This is a genomic window from Pseudomonas sp. TH34 (assembly GCF_016650865.1).
Classification (GTDB): Bacteria; Pseudomonadota; Gammaproteobacteria; order Pseudomonadales; family Pseudomonadaceae; genus Aquipseudomonas; species Aquipseudomonas yamanorum.
This window is the reverse complement of the sequence record NZ_JAEKFB010000005.1, coordinates 14,456-40,642: the sequence shown is the minus strand read 5'-3', so window position 1 is coordinate 40,642 and position 26,187 is coordinate 14,456. Positions and strand designations below refer to the sequence as shown.

The following is a 26,187-nucleotide window of genomic DNA, read 5'->3' as shown; positions in this document are numbered from 1 at the left end:
GCGCCTCAGACAATCCCATACCGGGGCGCCGGCTTGCCTGTTTGCGTTGCCGCAAACAACGCACCGCGCGCCGCGTCATAGGTGTCCCACAACGAACCATCGGCCACCGATGGCCAGGTGATCGTCTCGCCCTGATCCAGCCCGGCCAGTGCCGCGTCCACCAGGTTTTCGGTGGTCATGACCGACTCCTGTTGCAGTGCCGAAAGCGGAATGCCCGAGGCGTCCCAGATCTCGGTAGCGGTAGACCCCGGCAACACGATCTGCACCTTCACCCCGGTTTCCGCCAGTTCCGCTTGCAGGCCACGGCTGAACGCCAGGACATAGCTTTTGGTGCCGCTGTACACGGAACTGACCGGCAGCGAATGCACGCTCAACACTGACGCCACGTTGATGATCACACCCTCATTGCGCACGAGCATGCCCGGCAGCGCCGCGTGGGTCAGGCGGGTGAGGGCGGTGATGTTCAGGGCGATCTGGGTCGTGGAATCTTCGACCGAGGATTGAGCCAGCGGGTGCAGGCGGGCCAGGCCGGCGTTATTCACCAGCACGTGGATTGCCGGGTTGCTGGCGAGCAGGCTTTCGACACGGGCGAGGTTGGCGGGGTTAACCAGGTCGGCGCCGAGGGTCTGGACCTGGCGCCCGTGGGCTTGAGTGATCTTCGCCGCCAGGGCTTTGAGGCGGTCTTCACGACGGGCGACCAGGATCAAATCGTAGCCGCGAGCCGCCAATCGGTCGGCATACACAGCGCCAATACCGGAAGACGCGCCAGTGATGAGGGCAATTTTTGTGGAAGCGGGGGTCGACATGAACGGCTCCAATAGATGAGTACTCAACCAATATTGTTGAGGGCTCAAGTTATAGGCTTGGCGTTTGTCCTTGTCAATGGTTTAGTACTCAATCATTCTAGGGGCATGGAGGAGCTGAAAATGCCCATTGAGAAGACTGACAAGCCTGATGATCGCGCCGACCTTTTGAGTCTGCTCGGCGATGTGGCGTGCACCAACAACGCACTGCGCCGTGCCGCCAGGCGACTGGGCCAACTGTATGACGAAGCACTGGCACCGATTGGCCTGAAGGCCACACAGGTCGGCTTGCTGGGTGAAATCACCCGGCTGTCGGCGGTTGACGAGCAGGCGGGGCCGACGTTGCAGGAGCTGGCCGGACGCCTGGCGATCCTGATGTCGGCGCTGACCCACGCCATGAAGCCGCTGGTGCGCGACGGGATCGTCGAGCTACGTCCGGACGCCCTGGACAAGCGCACCAAACGCTGTGTGCTCACGCCCAAGGGCGAAGCGCTGTTCAATGAGGCGCTGGTGTTCTGGGCGTCTGCCAACAACCGGGTGGAGGAGGTGCTGGGGCATGATTCGGCCGCGCAGTTGCGCGGCATGGCAGACCATATCGCCTCCGACGCGTTTTTGGCGGACTACAACAGCCAGTCCGCGCAGGCATAAGCCAGATCCTTTCGTTATTAGACAGACGCCGTTCGCGCATCCGATGCTGAGCCCCTCTCGATCAGGGGCTTTCCATGACCACTCCACGCCAACTGAAACTGGGCGCGTTCATGCGCCCGGTCAGCATCCACACCGGCGCCTGGCGCTATCCCGGCGCTTACCGTGACGCCAATTTCAATTTCACGCACCTCAAGGCTTTTGCCCAAACCCTGGAGAAGGCACGTTTCGATGCCTTCTTCATGGCCGACCACCTGGCCTTGCTCAACATGCCCATCGACGCGTTGAAGCGCAGCCACACCGCCACGTCATTCGAACCGTTCACCTTGTTGTCGGCCCTCAGCCAGGCCACCGAGCACATCGGCCTGGTGGCCACGGCCTCGACTACCTACGACGAACCGTTCCACATTGCCCGTCGCTTTGCGTCCCTGGATCACTTGAGCAATGGTCGCGCGGGTTGGAATATCGTCACCACCGCCAACCCGGATGCCGCGCAGAATTTCGGCCTGGAACAGGCCTACGATCACGACGAGCGCTACGCCCGTGCGCGGGAGTTCTACGATGTGGTGACCGGGCTCTGGGACAGTTGGGCCGATGATGCCTTCATCCGCGATGCCGACAGCGGCGTGTACTTCGACCCGGACAAACTGCACACCCTCAACCATCACGGTCGCTACCTCAACGTGCGCGGCCCGCTGCACATTGCGCGGCCAGTGCAGGGCTGGCCGGTGATCGTGCAGGCCGGTGCCTCGGAGCCAGGCCGGCAATTGGCGGCGGAAACCGCCGAGGTGATTTTTGTCGCGCCGGGCACCCTGGAAGAAGGGCGCAAGTTCTATGGGGATATCAAGCGCCGGATGCTGGCGGTGGGGCGGCATCCCGACCACCTGAAGATTCTGCCCGGGGCGTTTGTGGTGGTCGGCGATACGCGGGAAGACGCGCGGCGGATTCGTGCGCACCTCGACAGCCTGGTGCATTACGAAAGCGCGATTGCCTCGCTGTCGATAGCGCTGGGTACCGACGCGACCAAGTTTGATTCCGACCAATACCTCCCGGCGATTCCCCAAACCAACGCCAGCCAAAGCTCCCGCGAACGAGTACTGGCGCTGGCTGACCGCGAGCAGTTGACGGTGCGCCAATTGGCCCAACGCCTTGGCGGGTATGCGGGCTTGTCGTTTGTCGGCACGGCCCGCAGCATTGCCGATGAGATGCAGCAGTGGCTGGAAGAAGAGGGCAGCGATGGCTTCAACATCATGTTCCCGTGGCTGCCGGGCGGTCTTGATGATTTTGTCGCCAAGGTGGTGCCCGAGTTACAGGGGCGCGGGATCTTCCGGCGGGAGTACGAAGGCTCTACCCTGCGGGAAAACCTTGGACTGCCGCGTCCGGCGAACCGCTTCTTCGCCGAATGAGCGGGTATTTTCAGCGTGGTTAGATCGTTTATTTCCTTCTGATTGGAGCCCATTCCCCAATCGCATATCCATCACGCCGGTTCGGCCCTGATAACGGAGCCGGTCGGCGTGATCGCGTCATTAAATCCGTCATCGCAGAATTATCGGCTGTCTCGCTCCGATAAAACCCCATGCAACGTCTATTTCTGCTGCTGGGCCAGCGCCTTGCGCCGTTGCGTCCCATCTCTAGAATCGGCCCCAGAACTTACTCATTTCCTGTCGATTACGGAGTTTCGAACATGATGAACGCCATGCAGATGCCAATGAACAACGCGATGCCAATGATGCCGATGATGGGCATGCCGATGATGATGGCCACCATGACCTGCACGATGACCGACGAGGCCATGATGTGCACCATGAAGCCGGCCGCCGGCATGGACATGGCGATGTTCAAGAACAACGCCGAAATGATGGCGATGATGATGAACTGCGGCATGCCGATGATGATGCAGTGCGCCAACATGTCGATGATGTGCATGTCGAAAGACGGCATGGCGATGATGAACAGCATGTCCACCCTGAACATGCCGATGATGATGCCGATGGGCATGCCCATGCCGATGATGAAGTGCGTCATGGAATGCAAGATGGAAGCCGACTGCATGACCTGCACCATGATGCCGATGCCAGGCATGAGCATGGACATGATGAACAACTGCTGCATGCTGATGATGAAGATGATGAACGACTGCGCCATGCCGATGATGATGAGCTGCAACGGCATGCCGATGATGTGCTGCACCTGCTGATTCGTTTGGCGTGAAACCAGAAAGCCCCGGCGAGTGCCGGGGCTTTTTGCGTTTCAGTCCAGGCGTTCCGGGTAGGTGATTACCAGGAACGCCACCGCCTCACTGTCCGCCGGGTTTCGATAGCGGTGGGGCTGGTCGGCGTAGAACAGGATCGAATCACCGGTGGACAGCAGGTAGCGTTCGTCGTTGACGCTGACTTCCAGCACGCCCTGGGCCACAACCAGATTTTCTTGAATCCCCGGCCCGTGACCTTCAGAAACTTCTTCGCCGAGTGCCTTCAGGCGTATCTCGTAGAACTCCGACTGGCGTGCCATATCGTAGGGAAACAGCGCACGGCTGATGAAACTGCCGTCGGCACTCACCAAGCGTTTGCTCTGTTGTGCCGGCAGCAGTTCAACCCCTTCGAACGCACGGTTTTCCAGGAAGGCGGCCACCGAGACTTTCAAGCCTTTGGCAATCTTGCACAGCACTTTGATCGACGGCACGCTGCGCCCGGATTCAATCTGCGCCAGCATCGCCCGGCTCACGCCGCAATTGCGCGCCAGGGCGTCCAGCGACAGGTAGCGTTTACTGCGCAGGCGTTGCAGGTTCTGCGCGACGCACTGGCCGATGGCGTCATCGTCGCCGCTGTTGCAATCCTTGGGTTTGGAGGGGAGGTCGGGCACTTCGGGAAGCGCGTGCAGGAAATTCATTGCCTCACGCCCGGCGGGTATCGCTGGAGGTGGTGACGTGTGCGGTAAACACCGCGACCCCGGCCCGTGCCGCGTACATCGCCCACATCAGTTCAGCCGCTGCGCGAGCCTGGCGGCGTTTGCGGTGGAGGGTGAAATCGATGACGGTGGCGGATGTTTGCATGACGTAAATCTCTGGGGACTCAATGGCCCTACAGTAATCCGTGGCGCTTATTTCCATAAATACTGAGTTTGCATTTGGTAATTCGATTTCGGACTTAACGCCGATTGGGGCCTGTACGTCCATCAGTGGTGACCCGTCGGGCTTCACAGGCTTCCCACCACAGACCTTGTGCCGGACCGAGCCCGTCGCAAAAACGAATTCCAAGGATTTACCCCCATGCCCCCCGCGTTTCCGTTCCCCGCACGAAAAGCCTGGCCCTTGCTGGGCTTTGGCGCCGCCCTGAGCTTCAGCCCTGTCACCCAGGCCGACGACACGCTGCAACTGGCTCCCGTCGAAGTCAGCAGCGCTGAACTCAGCGCCGATGAACTGGCCCAGATCCAGCTCAAGAGCGTTCCCGGCGCCACCAACTACATCGACATGGGCAGCGTCGAGCAAGGGCGGATGAGCACCAACGAGGACGTGTTCAAGTACCAGGCCGGCGTGTACGCCAAGGCCGCGAACAACGAAGGGGTGAAGCTTTCCATTCGTGGCTCGGGCATCAACCGGGGCCCCGGCGCCCATGCGTCCGGCCTGTACGAAACCTTCGACGGCCTGCCGCTGACCGGCCCGGGCGGCACGCCCTACGAACTCAAGGACCCGTTGTGGCTCAGCCGGGTTGAAGTGCTGCGCGGCGCCAATGGTTTTGACCAGGGCGCATTGGCCCTCGGTGGTGCGGTCAACTACGTCACCCACACCGGCTACGACGCCCCAAAATTGCAAGTGCGCTACGAAGCCGGCAGCCATGGCTACGCCCAACGGGAAATCAGTTCGGGGCAGGTGCTGGGGGATGCCGACTACTACATCAGCCTCACCGATTCGCACTACGACGGTTTCCAGAACCACAGCGCCGGCAGCGGCAAGGGCATGGCGGCCAACTTCGGCTATCGCTTCAACCCCGACCTGGAAACCCGCTTCTACTTCCGCTACCGCGAAACCGATAACGATTCCCCCGGCAAGCTGACCCGCGACCAGATCAGCCACGACCCACGCGCCGCCGCCAGCCTCAACGTGACGCGCGACTCCAAGCGCCTGCAACCGGGCTCGACCTGGATCGCCAACAAAACCACCCTGCGCCTGGACGACAGCGCCCGGGTCGAGGTCGGGCTGGCGTATCACGACTATCCGATGGACCTGCGTGAAGGCACCAACCGTCTCAAGGTCGCCTACACCGACGTCAGCGGCACTCTGAACTACATCCGCCAGGACACGTTGTTCGGGCGCGACAGCAAGACCACTATCGGTTTGCGCACGACTCAGGCGATGCCTAACAACGGCGGCTCGGAATTCGTGCGGATCCCGACCGGCAATACCGCCATTTATGCACCCGGCACCAAGACCCGCGATTACAGCTACCTGGGTTCCGACACCGTGCTGCATATCGGCAACGACCTGGAGTTGGTGCCGGACCTTTGGCTGACCACCGGGTTGGCGGCGATCTACACCCGCCGTGAAACCGAAGTCAGCTATCCGGAAACCCACACGCCGGTCAGCCAGCACGATTGGGATTACGCGCCACGGGTTGGCTTGCGTTATGACTTCAGCCCGCAACTGCAGGTGTATGGCAACCTGAGCCGCTCGGTTGAGCCGCCTCATGCGTGGTCGATGATTTGGGGTTCCAACAAGTATTTCCCTAAGGACAGTGGCTCGGCTGCCGGGCTGCAACGTGAAGGCGTGAAGCTGAAAAACCAGACTGCAACCACCCTGGAAATCGGCGGCCGCGGTGAAGAATGGTTTGGCCAATGGGACTTGGCGCTGTACCGTTCCGAGGTGCGCCACGAACTGCTCAGCGTCGAAACCCAAGCCGCGACCTCGACCACCTCTGCAATCATCGCCGAGTCCAACGCCAGCCCCACGGTGCACCAAGGCGTGGAACTGAGCCTGATCAGCCCGCTGTGGGATGGCGGCCGCACCGGCCAACTCGCCTTGCGCCAGGCCTACACCTACAGCGACTTCCACTACCGGAACGACGACCGCTTCGGCGACAACACCTTGCCCGGCATCCCCAAGCACTACTATCAGGCGCAATTGCGCTACAGCCATCCCAGCGGTTTCTACACCAGCCTCAATGGCGAGCACTCATCGCGGGTGGCAGTGGACTACGCCAATTCCTACTACGCGGCGGCCTACACGCTGCTCGGCGCGACGGTCGGGTATGACGCGCCGAAGCACGACTGGCAAGCCTGGGTCGACCTGCGCAACCTGACCAACCAGCGCTACGCCAATACGGTCACGCCGGGTTATGACGACAAGGGGCTGGACGTAGCGCGGTCCACGCCGGGAGATGGCATGGGCGTGTACACCGGGGTTTCCTGGAGCTGGCGTTAATCAGCCAAGCAAAGATCAACTGTGGGAGCTGGCTTGCCTGCGATAGCATCACCTCGGTGTAACTGAAACACCGAGTCGCGTGCATCGCGGGCAAGCCCGGCTCCCACATTGGATCGGGTTTACGGGCTGATTTTTTTGATTTTAACGCTGGTTTTTTTGTAACAATTACGTGTATAAGATAAAGCCTGCTCAACCGAAAGATGATTTTTCATGAGCAGTTAGTTGCTTGCGCCACTGGCGTGGGTAATTAAGTGTGTACGCACATGGAATGTCGCGTTACGCGCAAATACAGTTATCCAACTGTCAGCAATCAACTTGATAGCGTAGTCATCTCATCACGAAGTGGCTTTTGCACTGTCGGGACCCGTTGCGCCTGTTTTATCGCCTTAAACTTAATTAATCTGCTGTAAATGGAGTATTACCATGCAAAGGAAAGCATTGTTCAAATACGTCGCGTTGTTGTGGGTGCCGCTGATGGCGGGCTGTATCAGCACCCCGCCTTCACAGGCACCGGAGCGCGCCGTCCAGGCGCCGCTCGAACAGGCCGTCACGGTCGATAATTGTTCCCAGGGCTGCCCTTCGGGCGGTGGGCCGCTGACGTTGAATCGCCAGGCCTACAGCCTCAATAACAATGCGTCGACCAAGTTCGCCAACTGGGTGGCTTACCGGATCACCAAGTCCACACCGGCCAGCGGGCGCCCGCGTAACTGGCAGACGGACCCGGCGATTCCGGCGGGTGAAACCCTTGACCCTGTTGACTATAACGGTGCCAACGTGGCGCTCAAGGTCGACCGTGGGCACCAGGCGAACCTGGCGTCGATGGCGGGCGTCTCCGATTGGCAGACCCTCAATTACCTGTCCAACATCACCCCGCAAAAGTCCGATTTGAACCAGGGCCCTTGGGCACGCCTGGAGGATCAGGAGCGCAACCTGAGCCAGGACGCGGCGGTGGATGAGGTGTATGTGATGACCGGCCCGCTGTATGAGAAATTCATCGGCACCCTGCCGGGGACCAACAAGGTCCACACGATTCCCAGCGGCTACTGGAAGATTGTTTCCGTGGGCAAGTCGCCGCAAGACGGTCTTTATGCCTCGTTCATCATGAATCAGGAAACTCCTAAGGGTGCGAACTTCTGTGATTACCGCGCGACGGTCGAACAGATTGAACAGCGTTCCGGGCTGACATTCTGGAATGAGTTGCCCCAAGCGGTACAAACTGCACTTAAGTCGAAGCAAGGGCAACTTCCGCAGAGGATTGGCTGCAAGTAACCGTCGCACTTTAGACGTTCGTCATTAATTGTCATGCGTCCATTAAGTTGGCAGGTACGCAAGTGCCTGTCGACTTTTGCTGTTTCTAACTAAGTGCAGTGTTAATACTTCAGTTAAAAGGTAGTTGCCCTCTACCTGCATCCCGTTAACCACCCATCACCGTGACGGCTTCGATCGGCGAGCCCCTTGCTCCCCCTCCGTTTTACTGTCATCGTTTGCGCAATTGGTAATCTTTCTTGTTTGAGAAATTTTTGCGCATGCATGACTTTCCTGTAGCCAAGGCTGATACAGCCCGTCGCCAGCAGACCCTCACCGCCCTCTACAGCGACCACCATTCCTGGTTGCACGGTTGGCTGCGCAAGAAACTCGGCTGCTCACAACATGCCGCCGACCTGGCCCACGACGCGTTTATCCGCATCCTGCTGCTGGCCGAACCCCACACCATCAAGGAACCCCGGGCTTTCCTGGCAACGACGGCGGGGCGCTTGATGATTGATGGCGCGCGTCGGCGGCGGATCGAGAAGGCCTACATGGAAGCCCTGGCGATTCAGAGCGAGGACGCCGGTATGCCGGATCCGGCGGCAATTCATGTGGCACTCCAGGCCCTGGAACGAATCGCCGACATGCTCACCGGCTTGCCCGCCAAGGCCCGCGAAGCCTTTCTGCTCAGCCGCCTCGACGGGCTGACCTACAGCGAAATCGCCGCACAACTTCAGGTGTCACCCAGCACCGTGAAGAACTACATCTCCAGCGCGCTGGTGCACTGCTATCACACCCTGCACGGGGCGGACCCGCTGTCGTGAGTTCCGAGCAGATCATCAGTGAAGCCGCCCGTTGGCTGACGTTGTTGCACGACGATCACGTGACTGAAGCCGACCGTGCCGCATTCGATGCTTGGTGCCAGGCCGACCCACGGCATGCTGTCGCAATCGAACGGATGCGCAGCCTATGGGGCAGCCTCGACGCATTGCCCGCCGCTCCGGCGCGCCTTGCCCTGAACCGCGCGTTTGCCCCGCAAAAACCAAGGTTTGCCGCCCGTGGTACCCAGGCCGTTGCGCTGTTGGGTGTATTGCTGTGCGGTTGGGCCGGGATTGAGCGGCTGCCGGTATGGATGGCCGACCAACGCACCAGCGTTGGCGAACGGCGTCAGGTGGCACTGACCGACGGCAGCCAGGTGCAGCTCAACAGCAACTCTGCCCTGGACGTGAAGTTCGACGGCCACCAACGGGTGATCGAACTGTTGCAGGGCGAGATGTGGGTCGAGGTGGCCAAGGACGCGCAACGGCCGTTCGTGGTGCATACCGACCAGGGCACGGCCACGGCGTTGGGCACGCGGTTCCTGGTGCGCAAGGCCGAGAACGGCTCGACCGTAGTCACCGTGATCGAGTCTACCGTGGCCGTCAAAGGCGATAGTGCAGGCGACGTGAAAGTGCCGGCAGGGCAGAAGTCCACAATCAAGGACGGACACGCCAGCGACCCGCAACCCATCGGCAATGCCGACCCGGACGCCTGGACCCGCGGCCTGCTCAAGGTCGACGACCAACCCCTGAGCGAGGTGCTGCAAACCCTCGCCGGTTATCGGCATGGGCTGGTGCGCTTTGACCCGCAGGCGCTGCAAGGGTTGCGCGTGTCGGGGGTGTTCAAGCTCGACGACACCGGCGCGGCCCTGGCGTCACTGGCGGATAACCTGCCGATCAAGGTCGAGTACTTCACCGATTTGGTGGTGGTGATCAAGCCGCTGTGAAACGTGTGAATAAAAACTGCTCTCATTCATACCCGATTTTCCGACATGGCCGTCATGACTAATAGAACCCCCATTTCCCAGGACTTCTCATGTCGCGCCTTGCTCGTCCCTTACAGCCACTGGCCCTTTCAGTGGCGATGGCTTTTGCCGCTGTACCCCTGCTGACCGTTCAAGCGTCCTTCGCGGCTGAAAGCGCCGCGTTTTCGATTCCTGCCGGTGACCTGAGCCAGGCCCTCAACAGCCTCGCCGAACAGGCGGGCCTGGTATTGGCCTTTGATCCGAGCCTGACTCGGGGCAAACGCAGCAATGGCCTGAACGGGCAGTACAGCACCGACGCCGCCCTGGCCCAATTGTTGGCTGGCAGCGGCTTGCAAGCCCTGAAGATTGCCGACGACCGCTACCGCCTCGAAGCCATCCCGCACACCGACGGCGCCATGGAGTTGCAGGCCACCACCATCAGCGGTGCGTATCAGTCGGAAAACCCCACCGGCCCGGTGTCGGGTTACGTGGCCACCCGCAGCCTGTCGGGCACCAAGACCGACACCGCGCTGATCGAAACCCCACAGTCGATCTCCGTGGTCACCAAAGACCAGATGCGCGCGCAGAACGCCGAGAGCCTCAACCAGATCCTGCGCTACAGCGCCGCCGTGATCCCGGAAACCCGTGGCTCCACCGCCTCGCGCCTCGATCAGTTGACCATCCGTGGCTTTGCCCCGGCGACCTACCTCGATGGCCTGCGCATGCCCTCGAGCCGGGATGCCTTGCCGCAAAAAGACGCCTTCGACCTGGAGCGCGTCGAAGTGCTGCGTGGGCCGGCGTCGGTGCTGTACGGGCAGGGCACCCCCAGCGGCGTGATCAACATGGTCAGCAAGCGCCCGCTGGATACGCCGTTCCATGAAGTCGGCGTCGAGTACGGCACCTTCAACAAGAAGCGCACCACCTTTGACTTGAGCGGCCCGCTGGACGATCAAGGCGTGTATTCCTACCGTGTCGCCGGCCTGTTTGACGATGCCGACGGCCAGATCGACCACACCGAAACCCGTCGCCAATCCCTGTCCACCGCCTTCACCTGGAGCCCGGACGACAACACGTCGCTGACCTTGCTTGGGCATTTCCAGAAGGATCCCAAAGGCGCGTCCTACGGTTCAATGCCGGCTTGGGGCTCGGTGCTGCACAGCCCAACCGGGCGCAAGATCGACGTGGATTTCTACGACGGCGAGAAAAGCTTCGAGAAGAGTGACCGCGAGTATTACTCCATCGGCTACGCCTTCGAGCATCACTTCAACGATGTCTGGACCGTGCGTCAGAATGCCCGCTATCTGCGCAGCGAAGGGCAATACCGCAGCCTCTACAGCAACTACCTGGAGAGCGATTACCGCACCATCCGCCGCTCGACCATCGCCAGCGACGTGAACATCGACGCCTATGCCCTCGACAACCAGTTGCAGGCCAAATTCGACACCGGCCCGCTGCAGCACACCGTGCTGATGGGCGCCGACTACCAGAACACCAGCACCGATACCAAGTCGGGCAGTGGCGTGTACACGGCAGGGCCTACGCTGGATATTTTCGACCCGGTCTACGGCGCGGCCGTGCCGGTACCGGCCTACACCAGCGACGCCACCTCGCGCAGCGAGCAAACCGGCGTGTACTTGCAAGAGCAGATGAAGTGGGACAAATGGGTGCTGTTGATGGGCGGGCGTTATGACTGGGCCAGCACCGACAACAGCACCCTGGCCATGACGACCCAGAAGAAGACCAAATCCAGCCAGGACAGCAAAGCCTTCACCGGCCGCCTGGGCCTGGTCTATCTGTTCGATAATGGCTTGGCGCCGTATGTCAGCTACTCGGAATCTTTCCAGCCGCAATCCGGCACGGGCTATGGCGGCTCAACGTTCCAACCGACTGAAGGCAAGCAGACCGAAATCGGCATCAAGTACCAGCCGCCGGGCAGCAACAGCTTCATCACGGCGGCCATCTTCGACCTGCGCCAGACCAACGTGCCGACACTGGACCCGGACGCTTCCCACCTGTGCAACGGCTCGCGCTGCCAGATCCAGGACGGTGAAGTGCAATCCCGAGGGTTTGAACTCGAAGGCAAGGCCAGCCTGAACGACAACCTGGATATCACGGCGGCCTATGCCTACCTGGATAACCGCATCAGCAAGTCCAACAACACCGTGCGCTATGCGCCCATCAGTGACATCGGCGTCGGCCCGGCCGTGGCTGCCGAAGGCACTACCACCTATGCCGTACCGCGTCATACCGCATCGGCCTGGGCGGATTACACCCTGCATGACGGCACGTTGAAGGGCTTCGGTGTGGGGGCCGGTGCGCGGTATGTCGGTTCGTCATGGGGCGATACCGCCAACACCTTGAAGGTACCGGGCTACACCTTGTTCGATGCAGCGGTGCACTACGACATCCCGCATATTAATCGCCAGGGTGACAACCTGCGCCTGGCGGTGAACGCTACCAACCTGGCGAATAAAGAGTACGTCGCGTCCTGCTATTCCTACTCGTGGTGCTGGTATGGCTCACAGCGCACCGTGCAGGCCAGCGCGACGTATCAGTGGTAAATAAAAAAGCCTTGGCGAAAGGATTCGGGAGCAGCATCGCCAAGGCCAAAAACAGTTAGTTCGCCATCGGCCCAATCAGTTTGGAAACCACCGGCGCCTGCCACTGCTCCAGGGCATCAATCAGGGCGCCGGGGTCTTCGTTGAAGATCAGCATCTGGCTGTGCTCGACCTTCATGAAGCCTTCCTTCACGGTGTGATCCAACAGGGCGCGCACCGGGTTGAAGAACCCCTCCGTATTCAGGCACGCCACGCCCTTTTGGTGTTCGCCTACCTGGGTCAGCGTGGCTGCTTCAAACAATTCTTCCAGTGTTCCCAGCCCGCCGGGCAAGGCAATGAACGCGTCGGCGCAGTCGCTCATACGTGTCTTGCGGCTGCGCATGTCGTGGGTCACTTCATGATGGGTGAGCCCGGCGTGGGAGTGGCCGCGCTCATGCAGCAGCCGGGTGATGATGCCGACGACCTCGCCACCTTCCGCCAACACCGCATCCGCCATCACGCCCATCAAGCCTTTGTGGGTGCCGCCGTAGACCAGGCGAATGCCGCGCCGGGCGATTTCCCGGCCCAGGGCCTGGGCGCCTTCCGCGTACTGCGGGTTGAAGCCGAAATTGGTACCGCAGAAAACCGCAAGGCTGCGCAGGGGAGTGGGCATGGAGATTCCAGGCTGGTGAGTACAAGCCGTCCAGCATGGCGGCCCCGTCTTGAGGGCGAAAGAGCCAAGAACCGGCTTGCGGATCAGGCCATGAGTGCATCCAGGATGCGTTTTCCAAGGACCTCGGCGACGGTCTCCGATTCGATATTGGCAAAGCCCAGCAGCAGGCCGGGGCCGGTCTGGCCCTGAATATTCCAGTCGCTCAAGGCTTCGGCATAAATGCCGGCCTGTGCCAGTCGCTCCACGCACAGGCGGTCGGACTGGTGCGCGTTGAGTCGCAGGATCAAATGCATCCCGCCCGGTTGGGCATCAATCGAAATACGCTCGCCCAGCGCTTTGCGCAGGCCCCTGGCCGTGGCTTCCCGACGCTCGCCGTAGAGTTTGCGCATGCGTTGGATATGCCGCGCAAAATGCCCTTCGGCCATAAACGTCGCGACGATCGCCTGGGTCAGTTCCGGGCAACCACCGAGGAAGGTCTGGCTGACGTGTTCGAAGCGTGCCACTTGAGCCGCAGGCACCACCAGATATGCGAGGCGGATGCCGGGAAACAACACTTTGCTGAAAGTCCCGGCATAGAGCACCCGGCCGACGCGGTCCAGACTCTTGAGGGCCGGCAGTGGGCGGCTGACGTAACGGTATTCGCCGTCATAGTCGTCCTCGACGATCCAGGCCTGCTGGCGGCTCGCCCAATCCAGCAGTTCCAGGCGCCTGGGCAAGGACAGCGAGACACACAGCGGGCTTTGATGGGCCGGCGTGACCACCACGGCGCGGGCGCCTTTGCCCTGTTGCACGGCTCGGGACACCTGCATGCCGTCCTGATCCACGGGTACCGGTATGGCCTTGATATTCAGGTAATCCAGCAATGGCCGGGTGAACAGGTAGCCCGGGTCCTCCACCAGCACCCGATCGCCCGGTTCCAGCAGTGCGTGGGCGATCAGCCCCAGCGTGTTGCGGTAGCCCGAGGTGACGAAGACTTGTGCCGGCGAGCAGTGAATACCCCGGGCAACCTGCAAGTAGCTGGCAATCGCCGTGCGCAGCGAGTGCAGGCCGAACACGCAGGGGTTGGCCATGTCGGCGACCTGGGTGGCCCGCACGCAACGGGCGGCGATTTTCGACCAGATCTTGCGCGGGAACGCATCCAGCGCCGGCAGGCCCATTTGAAACGGCAACACGGCGGCCTTGTGCCGGACGGCATTGTGGTCGCTGGCCGTCATGGGGCGTTCCGGCAGGCTGGACTTGATCCCTTCCGCCACCACGGTGCCGGCCTGGCCACGGGCCTGGATATAACCTTCGGCCGCCAGCAGCGAGTACGTTGTGTCAATGGTGCCTCTGGCCAGCCCAAGTTCCTTGGCCAGGGCCCGGGCTGCGGGTATGCGTTCCCCCGGTTTGAGCAAACCTTCGGCAATCGCGCTGCGAAAGCGCCAGTAAAGTTGCCGGTAAATCGGCTCGGCAGCGCCGGCGTCCAGTGGTGAAAAGGCCTTGATCGAGGTGCTCATCCGGCGGCGGGTCCTGTTCAGGTGGCGAAATAGTCGTGCAGCGCCTGGTCGGTCTGGCGGCGCGTCTGGGCCAGTGCCTCCGGGCGTGAAGCGGTGCCTTCGACGGTGAAGAAGGTCACGTCATGCAGGCCGATCATGCCGAGTAGGGTTTTCAGGTACGGCGTCAGGAAATCCGGCTGATGCGCACGCTCCCCGGAAAACCGTCCGCCCGAGGCGATGGCGACAAACACCGGGCGGTCCTGCAACAGGCCGATCTTGCCCTGGGCCGAGATATCGAAGGTGCGGCGTACCCGCGCAATGTGATCGAGCCATAGCTTGAGGGCTGCGGGTACCGAGTAGTTATGCATGGGGGTGGCGATCACCACAATGTCGGCCATCTCCAATTCCCGCACAAGCCGCTCGGACTGGGCCATCGAACCTTCGGACGAGACATCCATGAGGGACTGCTGGGACGTCGCATAAGGCTCGTCCAACGGTGCCAGGGCGTTCCCGGCGATGCCGCGCTGGATCACCTCGGCGGCCGGGTTCCGCTGGCGCAGGCATTCAATGATCTTGAGGGAGAGGGCGTTGCTTTCTGACGCTGGCCCGCGAGGGCTGGCACTGACATGGAGGATATTCATGGTGCGCTGCTTCCTGGATGGATGGCCTTCAGTCTACGAACCTCATGACCCAGGCCAAAGAGCCAAGAATCAAGATTCAGAGTAGGCCATGTCCGCGCATTCATGGCCTGGTGTTCAAGCCAGATCATGGATCTTTTGGGGTAGGCCATGGCGTCGCAAGATGGCGGCTTCATCCAACCGCTACAGGACTTCACCATGACAACGCGTCTCGACTACTCCAAAGCTTCCCCTGAAGGTTACAAGGCGTTCGGCGGGGTTTACGTCTACCTGCAGAACAGCGGCCTGTCCAAGGAACTGATCGACCTGGTCTACCTGCGGGTTTCGCAAATCAACGGCTGCGCCTTTTGCATCGATATGCACTCGCGGGACTTGCTCAAGCAAGGCCTGGCCGTGGGCAAGCTGGTGCTGGTGCCCGTATGGCATGACGCTGGCGCGGTCTTCACCCAGCGTGAGCGCGTGGCACTGGCCTTTGCTGAAGCAGTGACCGCCAGTGATGTTTCGGACGCTGACTACGCGGCAGCGACCGGCGAGTTCAGTGACAAGGAACTGGCCGATCTCACCTACGGCATCGCACTGATGAATGCCTTCAACCGCCTGGGCATCACCTTCCGCACCACGCCGGCGGCGGCCGCCAAGGCATAAGCCAACGCGGATTCGTTGTGGCGGGTTCCCTCGCCACACACTCACTGTATTTCCTGAGGGTTCACCCCATGGCATGGCTACTGCTCGGCTTGGCCGGCATTCTTGAAATCGCTTTCGCGTTCGCGATGAAGGCTTCGGATGGCTTCACCCGATTCACCCCCGGATTGCTCACCGTCGTGACCGGCGTCTCCAGCGTCATCCTGCTGTCGACGGCGTTGCGCACGCTGCCGGTGGGCAGCGCCTACGCAGTGTGGACCGGAATCGGCGCAGCGGGCACCGCGATCCTCGGCATGGTGTTGCTGGGCGATTCCACCGCACCGTTACGAGTGCTGTGCATCGTACTGATCCTGGCCGGCGTGATCGGCCTGAAACTGGTCTCCGCCAACTAGTGCTGCCTGCGAGCGGGTATTTCTCGGAGATGGCCTTTTAACATCGTTGCTCACTCTTTATCATCCGCCCCCAGCAACTCCGGCCATGGAGACGCTCCATTCACTAAGGAAGTCGTAATGCACATTGGAAAAATGCTGGGGTTGGCCCTGATCACGTTGTCGATGGGCGGCTGCGCCAGCTTCACGAAGGACGAAGTCGCACCTGTCACGCTGCCATCGAAGGCCAGCTACGCCAACAAACCGAACGTCTACGTAGACTTCAAGTTCTACCAGGGCGAGCCGACAAACGCCGCCGCTACGGAATTCCCACAAGCGCGGGACATGCTCAAGCCACAGCTGCAGAAAGTCCTGACCGACTCCGGCCTGTTTGGTCGTGTGACCCTGGATGAGTTCCAGAAACAGCCCGGCGATTACAGCCTGCGCCTGAAGGTCTACAACCATCCACCGGGTGGCGGCCAACTGGCACTGGCCTTTATCAGCGGCTTTACCTTCACCATCATCCCGGCGCTGGGGACTGATCAATACACCATGAAGCTGGAGTCGGTGGACCCGCAAGGCCAGGCGCTGAGCACCGGCACCAACCACGACTCGATCAATACCTGGATGGGCATCTGGTTTATCCCGTTGATGGCCAACACGCCGAAAGAGGCGGTGACCGATACCTTCACCCGCCAGGTCAATGCCTTGCTCAAGCAAATGGTCGACGGCAACAACCTGAAGTACTCGGCACTGGATGCCGGCGTGCCACGGGCGTGACACGTAACTGAATGTTTGAAACAGCTGCGAGGGCAGGGCGACCCGCCCTCGCAGCCTGGGCCTTACTTAAGCGCCTTGATGAACAGCGGGTCGCTGTACAACGACTTGAGCAAATCCCGCACCATCGGGTTGTAGGCGTTGGCGGCATTCGGGATCGCAATGAACCCGAAGAACGAACTGGACCAGGTGTGATTCACTTCCTTGGTCGCGTCGTACACCACGTCATTGCCCTTGAGCAGGGTAAACCGCGCGGCCAGCGTGCCGTTGCCGGAGCCCATGCCTGCCGACAGCGAATTCTTCACCACCAGCACTTGCAGATGACGTTCCGCTTGCGGGTTCAGCAGGCCTGCGAGTTGCAGTTCCTGGGTGATCGCAGCCTGGATATGCGCCGGGATGCTGCCACTGGGCGAGCGGATCGGGTTGGCACGTACGGACAACGAGCCTTCGCCCGACGCAGCCGTCACCTGGGCATTGCTGACGGGTTGCAGCGGCGCTGCGCGCTTGAGGACCTGGACGTTGTCGAAGTTCGGCTCGTATTGCGTCATGGTGACGCCGCAGCCTTGCAACAGCAGCGCGAGCAATGGGGTCAACAGTAGAAGCTTTTTCACGGCGTTTCCTTGCGTGAGTGTGGGAGAGCGCGGCGATTATCGTCAGACGCTGGCAGGTCGGCAACAAATAGTGGCAAAAGGCCTTAAGGGATGCGTAGCTTTTTGCCTCTGGTACCTGTCGGAAAAATCATCAAGAAGGCAATTTGCTGGCCCCTTTGTAACAAAATTCTCGCCAAAATCACTTTTATTTTCAGGTGGTTAGGCGGGATGCAAATGCGCAATGTTGGAATCATGCTGATCGCCTGCGCAATGGCGGGTGGGGCGGTTTCGGTTGAGGCACGGGAGCTGCGGGATAACGACAAGTACATGTGCAGCTGGGGCGCGGGCACCGCGGCCCGGGCCCAGGAGTTGAAGCTGTCGGGCGTCTCGCTGTACGCCGCGCGTCAGAAGCTCAAGACCTACCAGTTCAAGAAGCCCTGGATGCACATGATGGCCATGGGCATCACCGAACAGACCTACGACAGCCGCTCGCGGGTCAAGCCCGAGGTGATTCGCCAGAGTTTTTATCAGGACTGTTTGCGCTACAAGCTGGCGCGTAAATGATTGCACCGCCCAGTACAAAATCTGCGTAAGCCTGTCCAACTTCGCCCCGGAGCCCGTCCGCATACTGGCCCCAGGTAATCGAAGAGGCACATGCCATGACCCGCTACGTCATCACCCCCAACGAAACCCCGTCCCTTGCCATCCACGGCGACGACGCTCGCTTCCCGCTGCGTCGGGTGTTCTGTGTCGGGCGCAACTACAGCGAACATGCCCGCGAAATGGGCCACGACCCTGACCGCGAGCCGCCGTTCTTTTTCATGAAGCCAGCGGATGCCGTGGTGCCTGCCGAGGGCGTGATCGCCTATCCGCCATTGACCGCCGACCTGCACCATGAAGTCGAGTTGGTGGTGGCCATCGGCAAGGGCGGCGTGGACATCGCCCCGGAAGACGCGTTTGCGCATATCTGGGGTTACGGTTTGGGCATCGACCTGACCCGCCGCGACCTCCAGGCCCAGGCGAAAAAGCTGTCGCGGCCGTGGGAATGGGCCAAGGCCTTCGATGAATCGGCACCCTGCACCCCGTTGCAGCCGGTGAGCGCCGTTGGCCATCCGGTCAGCGGGCGTATCTGGCTCAAGGTCAATGGCGAGCAACGCCAAGTGGGCGACCTGGCGGACCAGATCTGGTCGGTCAGCGAAGTGATCAACCATGCTTCTAAATCGGTGGCACTGAAGGCCGGCGACCTGATCTTCACCGGCACCCCGGCAGGTGTCGGCGCCTTGCAGCCGGGCGATGTGGTGACCGCCGGAATCGACGGCCTGGCGGAGCTGAGCTTCACCCTCGGCCAGGGTTGACGCTACAGTGGTGCCCAGGCCCTCCGAGAAGTACGTATGCCCGGCACCCGCATCACCACCTATGGCATGGAACAACGCAGCGACCGCTCCGACTTCTACATCCGCGACAAGCGGGGCAGGGCGGCGCTGACCAGTCCCCATCGCCACGAATACTTCCAGATTCAGATCAACCTGGGCGGCGACACCGTGCAGCACATCGGCGGTGCGGTGCGCCCGTTTCCGAAAAAGGCCCTGGCCTTTATCCTGCCCCATCGCCTGCACGTGATTCCCCATCCCGAAGACGGCGACTTCATGCTGATCAATTTCAGCCAGGGCTTTTTCCTGCCGCAACTGACCTGCGACCCGCTGGACCTGGAAGACATCCCCATCGGCCAGGCCCCGGAGCTGTCGCCGTTCCGCTTCCAGGAGCAGCTGGATTTCATCCTCGACGACGCGGCCTTCGAAGAAGTCAAAACCTGGCTGGAACACATGCGCAGCCTGGACGCCCACCGTAGCTTCGGGGCCCGGGAGCGGCTCAAGGGTTACCTGTTCCAACTGATTGGGCTGGTGTGCCAGCAGTACGCCGAACCGCTCCAGGCCTTCGCCGCCAACAACGCCACCCGCCGTGGCCGCAAGGACGCCCTGGCTCGGGTGCAAGGCTACATCCGTGAGCATTTGCACGAGCCGTCGCTGAACCTGACCGATGCGGCGGCGGCAGCCTTTCTGTCACCCAACTACCTGACCCACCTGTTGCGCAAGGAAACCGGCAAACCCTTCTCGCAATTGGTGCTCGACCGGCGCATGCAACTGGCGCGCACGCTGCTGCTCAACAGCCCGCAGATGATCGGCGCAATTGCGCACCGCTGCGGGTTTACCGACGAGGCCTATTTTTCCCGGTGTTTTCGCAAGGCCCACGGGCTCGCGCCGGGGCAGTTCAGGCGGCGTGAGCAGAATTAACGCGCAATCCGGTGAGTGTTTTACAAATCCAACACAACCGATGTGTTTCAATTTACATACAATTGAGCGTCTCACCGGGAGGCGGTGCACATGGGTACGGTTATACGGTTGGCAACGCCGGGCGATATCAATGCTATTTTCGATATTCGCACCGCGGTGGTGCAAAACCATCTAAGCCGCGAGCAGATGGCTGAGCTGGGGATTACCCCGCAGGTCGTCGCTGACTGCATGGGTGAAGCGCCCTGTGTGTGGCTGGCCGAAGTAGACGGTGCGCCTGTGGGGTTTTCAATGGTCGATCTTGCCGAAGGAGAGGTGTTCGCGCTGTTTGTGTTGCCGTCCCACGAAAACCTCGGGTTGGGCCGCCAACTGATGGCGGTGGCGGAGGCGGCGCTGTTCGAGCGCCACGACACACTCTGCCTGACCACTGACGGGCGGGAACAGATCCGGGCCAATGGCTTTTACCAACGGCTTGGCTGGTCGGTGGTCGGCACGGCTGAGGGCGACGACGTTCGCTATCAGAAACACAAGGTGCAATGAGTGTATGAGTGAGCTGGAACCCCCTCAATCCAACGCCTTCCGCTATTTTGTCGTCGGGGTTCTGTGTGTCGCAGTGTTGTTGGGGGCCTATTTCGTTCGGCTCAATGCCCAGGTAGACCGGCAGCGGGAAGAGGCGGCGGAGCGCCTGGCGTTATGCCGCCAGGCAGCCAGCGTTTCGCGCGGCACGGCTCAGAACGAACTTGTGCTGGTGGATCCCTGCAAGCACCTGTTTGAGCATTATTTGAAGAAGCCCACGCACTTCTAATCAATAACCTTATTTTTATCGCGGAATTAAACCGAGCAAGTGTGTTTAATGCAGGGCGTTATTGCACCAAAAAGTGGCACTTTCAATAATCGGATCCATTAAAAATGTGTGGTTATTGAATGACTTAGCGCTGTTTTAATCCGACGAAAGGTTGAAAATTATCTTGTTACAAGTTTTGCCGCTCGGTAATATAGCCGGGCGTTCACCTCCCACGGTTTATGCATTTTTAAATCCCAAGTTTCCATCAGCTACTTGGGATTTTTTTGCCCGCGATTTGAGGGATGTATCAATCCTCTACGTCGGCAAACTCTGCGCGCATCCGGCCATTGCGCTTGGCCTGGTACAGCAACTTGTCGACGTCTTCGACAAAGGCCAGCGCCGCGCTGCCCGGCTTTACCGTGCAAGTGCCCACCCCCAGGCTCAATGTCAGCAGGTTCGACACCGCCGAATGCCCGTGCTCGATCTGCTGCTGGCGGATCAGGTGCAGGCAGCGTTCTGCCACACGGCGGGCGGATTCGGCATCGGTTTCCGGCAGCAACCACACAAACTCCTCACCGCCGATACGCGCGATGAAGTCCCGTGGCCGGTTGGCCGCCCGGGAGAGCGTATGCGCCACTTGCCGCAGGCATTCATCACCCTTGATATGCCCGTAGAGGTCGTTGTACTGCTTGAAATAGTCGATATCCAACAGGATCAACGACAGCGGCAACTGGCTGCGCTGGGCACTGGTCCATTCCCGCGCCAGCACGGTGTCGAACATGCGCCGGTTGGCGATACCGGTGAGGCCGTCCTGGAACGAATATTCCTCCAACTGTTTTTGCAGACGGATCAGGTGTTCCTCGGTCTTCTTGCGCTCGCTGATATCGAACATGAAGCCGATCAGCGCCTGCACCTCGCCGTCCTTGCGCTCCACGTGCACCACGTCGCGAATCCACACGTACTCGCCGCTGGCGGTCAGCGCCCGGTAATCGGCTTCGTGGTCGACCCCGGCCCGGGACTGGGAGACGCAGAAGTTGACCACATACTCGCGGTCGTCCGGGTGCATGCGTTCCACCCAGTCATCGACGGTGGCCCAGCTCTGCGGCGTCCAGCCCAGCAGCGCCTCGATCTGCGGGCCGATGTAGCTGAAAGTCATGGTTGCCCAGTCGATACGCCAGGGAATGGCCTTGGTCGATTCCAGCAACGTCTTGTACACAGCACTGTCGGGTTCGATCAAAGGTTCGATGCTCATGCGGAGTGCTCTCGGTGTCGGAAAAAACCAGAGCATCTGGCCATCATCACCAGGAAGCAAGCCCTTCGCGCGGCATCGGATAAGAGGGTGTCGGTGTGGTTTTTTTGGCGTCAGCCGGCCAGCGGTTTTAGCCGAAATGCGCACCAAGTACCACTTTTGCATTAATTCCCGGGCAGTTTGAAAAAGCTCATCTACCCTAGACGGATCACGTCCTCCGAGCCCCGTACAGGGAAGGGTGCCCGCATGGTTTCGATCGCCGAGTTTCGCCACATCATGGAGTCCGGCTTCCTGCCGCTCGCCTGCGACTGCTCGCTGAACAGCGATGGTTCGCTGCGCATCAACATCTTCGACCCGGCGTCCGGGCGCGTCGACCTGCTGCTGACCCGCGTGTCCCCCCAAGGTCTGGACAGCATCCGTTCCATCTCAAACCTGATTGGCGAACTGCGCACCGAGATCAAGGCCGGGCGCAGAGGGTTTGCGGCGGTCAGCTAGAGGCTCAGGAAATGGCCTGTGCTGTCGGGGTCGTTACCACCCCGTAGCCGCGCCAGCAGCAGTGATCACGGTGGCCCGGCAGGAACACGCAACCGCCAAGGTTCATGAGCAGGACTGCGGCAACCAGCAGTGAAATTCGACGAGTCATGGTGATTTCCTCAAGGTAGTGAACGTTGCCAATCGACAAAAAGTGCTTGCCGATTGCCAACGGTTAACCCTTGAACGCGACCGCCTGGCCAAATCCGTCGCAGCTTTTTGCATATTTCATCAATCCCCCGCAAACCCTGGGCAATACTGGCCCTGTCTGCTGTCCTGAACGGTCGCGAAAAAAGTTGATGTTGACGCGACGGATTATTCGGACACCCGCCGTTCAACCCTACAGCTGCGATCACTGGCGATCGCCGATGAAGGAGTTGTCATGAGACTTGCACGACCGCTGGCCAAATTACGTTATGCCCTGTTGATCCCGCTGGCACTGGCCGCCCTGGTCAGCACGCCGACCTTTGCCCAGGCCGAAGTGATCATCCGCGAAGCGCCACCGCCGATGCGCGTCGAGGCCGTTCCCGTCGAACGCCCTGGCTATGTGTGGGACCGCGGGCACTGGCGCTACGAAGGGCGCGGTTATGCCTGGGTGCCGGGCCACTGGCAGCCGGTGATGCGCAACGCCCGTTGGGAACCTGGCCACTGGGAGTCGCGCGGCCCCAACTGGTACTGGATCGAAGGGCACTGGGTCCGCTGACCATCCCGTCAACCTGACCCTTAGCCACCGGACCGAGACTTGCCCTATTGAAAGACACTGATCCGGACGTTGAGCTGTTGGCCCGCATCGGAAACAACGAACCGGCGGCCATCAACGAAATGGTGACGCGCAAACTGCCGCGTTTGCTCGCGCTCGCCAGTCGGATTCTCGGGGATGCCGACGAGGCCAGGGACGTGGCCCAGGAAAGCTTCCTGCGTATCTGGCGCCAGGCTGCGAGCTGGCGCAGCGGCGAAGCGCGTTTCGACACCTGGTTGCACCGCGTGGTGCTCAACCTGTGCCATGACCATTTGCGTCGGCGCAAGGAGCGCCCGTTGAACGATGAGGAGGCCATGAGCGAAGTGGTCGACACGGCGCCTGCGCCCGATGAACAACTGGAAGCCGCCGCCCGCAGTGAGCATATGGCGGCGGCGCTGGCGTCGCTGCCCGAACGCCAGCGCGAGGCGATTGTGTTGCAGTATTACCAAGAGCTGTCGAATATCGACGCTGCGGCGCTGATGAACATCAGCGTCGAGGCACTGGAGAGCTTGCTGTCACGGGCCCGGCGCAACCTGCGCAGTTACCTTGACGACACACCCGGGCCCGCCCGCCCAGGAAGGGGAAAACCATGACGCCTGAACGATTTGCCCAACTGGCCGAGGCTTACGGCGGCCACCTGCACCGTTGGCCCCGTGCCGAACAGGCGCAGGCCCAGGCACTGCTGGACGCAGGCGAGGCCGGCGTACGTGAGGTGCTGCACCAGGCGCGATGGCTCGATGGCCAGTTGGACGCCTATCAACTGGCGCCCGTCGACCCGGCGCTGGCGCGGCAGATTCGCCAGTCGTTCCCCCAGCGCCAGTCCTTTTGGGCACGCTACGCCGGCTGGCTATCGCCCGCCGGCTTCGTCGGCGTGGGCATCGCCGGGATTGCCGCCGGCATCCTGGTAGCGTCCTTGAGCGTCCCGCTGCCCACGCTCGGTCCTGAAGTACTACCCAGTGTCTTCGACCAGGGCGACGCCGAAGTCGTCTTCACCGTCAACGCCGAGGAAAGCGAGCAATGACCCCGTCACCCAAGTACCTGAAGCCGCTGCTGGTTGTGTCGGTGTTGTTCAACGTGTTTTTGATCGGTGGTGTCGGCGGTGGCCTGTACCACTGGCTGGCGAATACCAAGCCCGCCGAAGCGGTGGTGAACCAACATGGCCTGCGCCAGGCGATGGTCAAGCTGCCGCCGGAACGGCGCAAGGAACTGCGCCAGTTGCTGCGCCAGAACCGCGCCGACAGCCAGCCGCTGGTGCTTGCCGGGCGTGAGGCGCGGCTGGATGTGATCAAGCAACTGGAAGCGCCGACCCTGGATCGTGCGGCGCTGGTGACGGATCTGGGCAAGGCCCGGGAGGCGGACATGGCGCTCCGGGCGCTGGTGGACAACACCCTGGCGCAGTTCGCCAACACCTTGCCCCGGGATGAACGCCAGCGGTTGGTGGAAGCGTTGTATATGAAGGGGCAGACGAAGGGCAAGGCCGCCAAGAGCCACTGATGATCGTTCCCACGCTCTGCGTGGGAATGCCGCCTCGGACGCTCTGCGTCGAGTTGGCGATGCAAGGTTCAAGTCTTGCGCAGTGGTGACGCGGAGCGTCACGGGATGCGTGCCCACGCAGAGCGTTGGAACGAGCATTAATCACCGAGACGGGCGACGGATTTTCCCGGTTGGCCGCGTTTAACCCGGGTAGGCCCGCCACTCAGGCGAAGGCCAGTCTCATTGGGGAACCGTGCCATGTCCCGCATATTCAAGGCCACGCTGGCCGCCACGTTGATGGCGGCGGCGTTATCCGGTTGTATTGTTGAACCTGTTCATCCGCGGCGCCCGCCGCCGTTGGTTGAGGTAGTGCCGGTGGCGCCGGCGCCGGGGTATCAGTGGGTGCGGGGGCACTATCGCTGGGGGAACGGGCAGTGGTTATGGGTGCCGGGGCATTGGCGGTATTGAACCCTCCACATTTTCGACTGAGACACTGAAACCCTGTGGGAGCTGGCTTGCCTGCGATGGCATCACCGCGGTTTTACTGACAGACCGAGCTGCCTGCATCGCGGGCAAGCCCGGCTCCCACATGTGATAGGGGCTCTGTCAGGACTTTCCTGAACGTCTCCACCAACGGCCGCAAATTGATCCGATGCCACGCCGCCCACAGCGGCGTGGTGTAGGTCAGCCACGGCAGTTCCCGCAGCACCACGCCCGGTGGTGCATTGCGGCTCAAACCCTTTTGCACCATCGCCACACCCAACCCCGACGCCACCAATCCCAACGCGGTAAACGGCTCGCTGGCTTCCATCGGAATCTGCGGGGTAAACCCTGCCCGAATGCACGCAGCAACAAAGTCATCCGCCGGGTTCGCCCCGGGTTTGCGTTGCACGCCAATCCATTGCTGCTCGGCCAGATGTTCGGGCAGCAATTCGCTGACGCTGGCCAGCGGATGATGTTCGGGCAGCGCCAGCAGCATCGGGTCGTCCAGCACTTGCAGGGCGATCAGGTCCGGGTCATCCGCCGCCGGTGGCTCACCCACCAGAGCGATGTCCAGGCTGCGTTGGCGCAAGCCTTCCAGTTGCTCAGCGGAGGGCAGGTTGTACAGCGCGATATGCACGTTGGGCCGCGCATCGCGCAAGACTTTCAAGGCATTCGGCAACACGCCCGCGTGCATGGCGTTTTCGATGTAGCCGATGCACAGCCCACCTTCTTCGCCTTTGCCCAATCGCCGACCCAGGGATTCCAGGCGGTTGGCGTGGGTCAGCAGGGCCTTGGCTTCGGCGAGGAACGTCTGGCCGTCGCGGGTCAGGCGGATGCGTTGTTGGCTGCGTTCGAACAGGGTCAGGCCCAGGCGCTCTTCGAGTTGGGCAATCTGTCGGCTCAGGGGCGATTGGGAGATGTGCAACCGTTCGGCAGCACGCCCCACGTGTTCTTCTTCAGCGACTACAACGAAGTAGCGCAATTGGCGGAAATCGATCATGTCAGACCTTTAAGGACTCAAGTTTGACGCAGTATGTCTTGGACG

At 61.2% G+C, this 26,187-nt stretch carries 32 protein-coding genes; 21 read left to right on the top strand and 11 right to left on the bottom strand.

The genetic code is table 11. The annotated features are described in order from the left end of the window. Positions 1–5 precede the first annotated feature (5 nt). The gene (locus JFU58_RS03280; protein ID WP_201139840.1) at positions 6–806 is read right to left on the bottom strand and encodes an SDR family NAD(P)-dependent oxidoreductase; all 801 of its coding nucleotides are present in this window, start codon (positions 804–806) and stop codon (positions 6–8) included. A 120-nt stretch (positions 807–926) separates the two neighbouring features. Between JFU58_RS03280 and JFU58_RS03275 the strand changes: the two genes are divergently transcribed. Further along, positions 927–1,451 carry a MarR family winged helix-turn-helix transcriptional regulator gene (locus tag JFU58_RS03275; RefSeq protein WP_177026303.1) on the top strand — a complete coding sequence of 175 codons (525 nt, stop codon included), beginning with the start codon at positions 927–929 and terminating at the stop codon, positions 1,449–1,451. Between the two features lie 74 nt (positions 1,452–1,525). Beyond that, the gene (locus JFU58_RS03270; RefSeq protein ID WP_201139839.1) at positions 1,526–2,854 is read left to right on the top strand and encodes an LLM class flavin-dependent oxidoreductase; all 1,329 of its coding nucleotides are present in this window, start codon (positions 1,526–1,528) and stop codon (positions 2,852–2,854) included. Positions 2,855–3,116: 262 nt separating this feature from the next. On the opposite strand, the gene JFU58_RS32465 is transcribed toward JFU58_RS03270, so the two are convergent. From JFU58_RS32465 to JFU58_RS03255, 3 genes are read right to left on the bottom strand one after another with little or no spacing between them, the layout of a single operon-like run. Then, positions 3,117–3,638: a hypothetical protein gene (locus tag JFU58_RS32465; protein WP_177026302.1), complete on the bottom strand. Its 522-nt coding sequence runs from the start codon at positions 3,636–3,638 to the stop codon at positions 3,117–3,119. A gap of 60 nt (positions 3,639–3,698) precedes the next feature. Beyond that, the gene (locus JFU58_RS03260; protein WP_017477116.1) at positions 3,699–4,337 is read right to left on the bottom strand and encodes a helix-turn-helix domain-containing protein; all 639 of its coding nucleotides are present in this window, start codon (positions 4,335–4,337) and stop codon (positions 3,699–3,701) included. Positions 4,338–4,341: 4 nt separating this feature from the next. Next, positions 4,342–4,500, bottom strand: coding sequence for a hypothetical protein (locus JFU58_RS03255; protein ID WP_167410161.1), 159 nt, complete (start codon positions 4,498–4,500; stop codon positions 4,342–4,344). A 216-nt stretch (positions 4,501–4,716) separates the two neighbouring features. Between JFU58_RS03255 and JFU58_RS03250 the strand changes: the two genes are divergently transcribed. The 5 genes from JFU58_RS03250 (at position 4,717) to JFU58_RS03230 (ending at position 12,456) form a co-directional block, all read left to right on the top strand. Next, positions 4,717–6,864 carry a TonB-dependent receptor family protein gene (locus tag JFU58_RS03250; protein WP_201139838.1) on the top strand — a complete coding sequence of 716 codons (2,148 nt, stop codon included), beginning with the start codon at positions 4,717–4,719 and terminating at the stop codon, positions 6,862–6,864. 423 nt (positions 6,865–7,287) lie between these two features. Continuing rightward, positions 7,288–8,133 (top strand): DNA/RNA non-specific endonuclease, encoded by an 846-nt coding sequence (locus tag JFU58_RS03245; protein ID WP_093198573.1) that lies wholly within the window; start codon positions 7,288–7,290, stop codon positions 8,131–8,133. Between the two features lie 257 nt (positions 8,134–8,390). Further along, the gene (locus JFU58_RS03240; RefSeq protein WP_063031339.1) at positions 8,391–8,936 is read left to right on the top strand and encodes a sigma-70 family RNA polymerase sigma factor; all 546 of its coding nucleotides are present in this window, start codon (positions 8,391–8,393) and stop codon (positions 8,934–8,936) included. Continuing rightward, positions 8,933–9,877, top strand: a complete 945-nt coding sequence (locus JFU58_RS03235; protein WP_201139837.1) for a FecR family protein — start codon at positions 8,933–8,935, stop codon at positions 9,875–9,877. The genes JFU58_RS03240 and JFU58_RS03235 overlap by 4 nt, the downstream gene beginning before the upstream one ends. Before the next feature lie 89 nt (positions 9,878–9,966). Then, positions 9,967–12,456 (top strand): TonB-dependent siderophore receptor, encoded by a 2,490-nt coding sequence (locus JFU58_RS03230; protein ID WP_063031335.1) that lies wholly within the window; start codon positions 9,967–9,969, stop codon positions 12,454–12,456. Between the two features lie 55 nt (positions 12,457–12,511). Here JFU58_RS03230 and JFU58_RS03225 read toward each other — a convergent pair whose 3' ends face one another. From JFU58_RS03225 to JFU58_RS03215, 3 genes are all read right to left on the bottom strand, one after another. Continuing rightward, positions 12,512–13,105, bottom strand: a complete 594-nt coding sequence (locus tag JFU58_RS03225) for an LOG family protein (RefSeq protein ID WP_093198563.1) — start codon at positions 13,103–13,105, stop codon at positions 12,512–12,514. 83 nt (positions 13,106–13,188) lie between these two features. Continuing rightward, positions 13,189–14,601: a MocR-like pyridoxine biosynthesis transcription factor PdxR gene (gene pdxR, locus JFU58_RS03220; RefSeq protein ID WP_201139836.1), complete on the bottom strand. Its 1,413-nt coding sequence runs from the start codon at positions 14,599–14,601 to the stop codon at positions 13,189–13,191. Positions 14,602–14,618: 17 nt separating this feature from the next. Then, positions 14,619–15,221, bottom strand: coding sequence for an FMN-dependent NADH-azoreductase (locus JFU58_RS03215; RefSeq protein ID WP_063031329.1), 603 nt, complete (start codon positions 15,219–15,221; stop codon positions 14,619–14,621). Positions 15,222–15,416: 195 nt separating this feature from the next. Between JFU58_RS03215 and JFU58_RS03210 the strand changes: the two genes are divergently transcribed. From JFU58_RS03210 to JFU58_RS03200, 3 genes are all read left to right on the top strand, one after another. Then, positions 15,417–15,863 carry a carboxymuconolactone decarboxylase family protein gene (locus tag JFU58_RS03210; protein ID WP_093210093.1) on the top strand — a complete coding sequence of 149 codons (447 nt, stop codon included), beginning with the start codon at positions 15,417–15,419 and terminating at the stop codon, positions 15,861–15,863. A gap of 68 nt (positions 15,864–15,931) precedes the next feature. After that, positions 15,932–16,252 (top strand): DMT family transporter, encoded by a 321-nt coding sequence (locus JFU58_RS03205; RefSeq protein ID WP_063031327.1) that lies wholly within the window; start codon positions 15,932–15,934, stop codon positions 16,250–16,252. Positions 16,253–16,369: 117 nt separating this feature from the next. Next, positions 16,370–17,008 carry a hypothetical protein gene (locus JFU58_RS03200; RefSeq protein ID WP_063031325.1) on the top strand — a complete coding sequence of 213 codons (639 nt, stop codon included), beginning with the start codon at positions 16,370–16,372 and terminating at the stop codon, positions 17,006–17,008. A gap of 62 nt (positions 17,009–17,070) precedes the next feature. Here the strand turns inward: JFU58_RS03200 and JFU58_RS03195 are convergent, their stop codons facing one another. Beyond that, on the bottom strand, positions 17,071–17,616 hold the full coding sequence (locus JFU58_RS03195) for a hypothetical protein (protein ID WP_093198553.1): 546 nt from the start codon (positions 17,614–17,616) through the stop codon (positions 17,071–17,073). Positions 17,617–17,829: 213 nt separating this feature from the next. On the opposite strand from JFU58_RS03195, the gene JFU58_RS03190 reads away from it, so the two are divergent. From JFU58_RS03190 to JFU58_RS03170, 5 genes are all read left to right on the top strand, one after another. After that, on the top strand, positions 17,830–18,159 hold the full coding sequence (locus tag JFU58_RS03190; protein WP_017477125.1) for a hypothetical protein: 330 nt from the start codon (positions 17,830–17,832) through the stop codon (positions 18,157–18,159). A gap of 95 nt (positions 18,160–18,254) precedes the next feature. Beyond that, a complete protein-coding gene (locus tag JFU58_RS03185; protein WP_201139835.1) occupies positions 18,255–18,950 on the top strand; it encodes a fumarylacetoacetate hydrolase family protein in 696 nt (231 codons plus the stop codon). A 36-nt stretch (positions 18,951–18,986) separates the two neighbouring features. Then, positions 18,987–19,886, top strand: a complete 900-nt coding sequence (locus tag JFU58_RS03180) for a helix-turn-helix transcriptional regulator (protein ID WP_063031321.1) — start codon at positions 18,987–18,989, stop codon at positions 19,884–19,886. Between the two features lie 90 nt (positions 19,887–19,976). Continuing rightward, positions 19,977–20,423, top strand: coding sequence for a GNAT family N-acetyltransferase (locus JFU58_RS03175; RefSeq protein ID WP_093198545.1), 447 nt, complete (start codon positions 19,977–19,979; stop codon positions 20,421–20,423). A gap of 4 nt (positions 20,424–20,427) precedes the next feature. Then, positions 20,428–20,688 carry a hypothetical protein gene (locus JFU58_RS03170; protein ID WP_017477129.1) on the top strand — a complete coding sequence of 87 codons (261 nt, stop codon included), beginning with the start codon at positions 20,428–20,430 and terminating at the stop codon, positions 20,686–20,688. A 286-nt stretch (positions 20,689–20,974) separates the two neighbouring features. On the opposite strand, the gene JFU58_RS03165 is transcribed toward JFU58_RS03170, so the two are convergent. Continuing rightward, entirely contained in the window at positions 20,975–21,919 is a 945-nt protein-coding gene (locus JFU58_RS03165) for a diguanylate cyclase (RefSeq protein WP_063031317.1), read from the bottom strand. Positions 21,920–22,162: 243 nt separating this feature from the next. On the opposite strand from JFU58_RS03165, the gene JFU58_RS03160 reads away from it, so the two are divergent. After that, entirely contained in the window at positions 22,163–22,411 is a 249-nt protein-coding gene (locus JFU58_RS03160; protein ID WP_017477131.1) for a DUF1652 domain-containing protein, read from the top strand. 4 nt (positions 22,412–22,415) lie between these two features. Here the strand turns inward: JFU58_RS03160 and JFU58_RS03155 are convergent, their stop codons facing one another. Continuing rightward, positions 22,416–22,559 (bottom strand): hypothetical protein, encoded by a 144-nt coding sequence (locus JFU58_RS03155; RefSeq protein ID WP_167410160.1) that lies wholly within the window; start codon positions 22,557–22,559, stop codon positions 22,416–22,418. 270 nt (positions 22,560–22,829) lie between these two features. Here JFU58_RS03155 and JFU58_RS03150 point away from each other — a divergent pair, with 270 nt between their 5' ends. From JFU58_RS03150 to JFU58_RS03130, 5 genes are all read left to right on the top strand, one after another. Continuing rightward, a complete protein-coding gene (locus JFU58_RS03150) occupies positions 22,830–23,150 on the top strand; it encodes a YXWGXW repeat-containing protein (protein WP_201139834.1) in 321 nt (106 codons plus the stop codon). A gap of 47 nt (positions 23,151–23,197) precedes the next feature. Next, a complete protein-coding gene (locus tag JFU58_RS03145; RefSeq protein ID WP_063031311.1) occupies positions 23,198–23,779 on the top strand; it encodes an RNA polymerase sigma factor in 582 nt (193 codons plus the stop codon). Continuing rightward, on the top strand, positions 23,776–24,207 hold the full coding sequence (locus JFU58_RS03140) for a hypothetical protein (RefSeq protein WP_093198538.1): 432 nt from the start codon (positions 23,776–23,778) through the stop codon (positions 24,205–24,207). Before JFU58_RS03145 ends, JFU58_RS03140 begins: the two co-directional genes overlap by 4 nt. Beyond that, entirely contained in the window at positions 24,204–24,680 is a 477-nt protein-coding gene (locus JFU58_RS03135) for a periplasmic heavy metal sensor (RefSeq protein ID WP_093198533.1), read from the top strand. The genes JFU58_RS03140 and JFU58_RS03135 overlap by 4 nt, the downstream gene beginning before the upstream one ends. 237 nt (positions 24,681–24,917) lie before the next feature. Next, entirely contained in the window at positions 24,918–25,127 is a 210-nt protein-coding gene (locus tag JFU58_RS03130; protein ID WP_076016843.1) for a YXWGXW repeat-containing protein, read from the top strand. 73 nt (positions 25,128–25,200) lie between these two features. Here the strand turns inward: JFU58_RS03130 and JFU58_RS03125 are convergent, their stop codons facing one another. Further along, the gene (locus tag JFU58_RS03125; RefSeq protein ID WP_201139833.1) at positions 25,201–26,142 is read right to left on the bottom strand and encodes a LysR substrate-binding domain-containing protein; all 942 of its coding nucleotides are present in this window, start codon (positions 26,140–26,142) and stop codon (positions 25,201–25,203) included. Between the last annotated feature and the right edge of the window lie 45 nt (positions 26,143–26,187).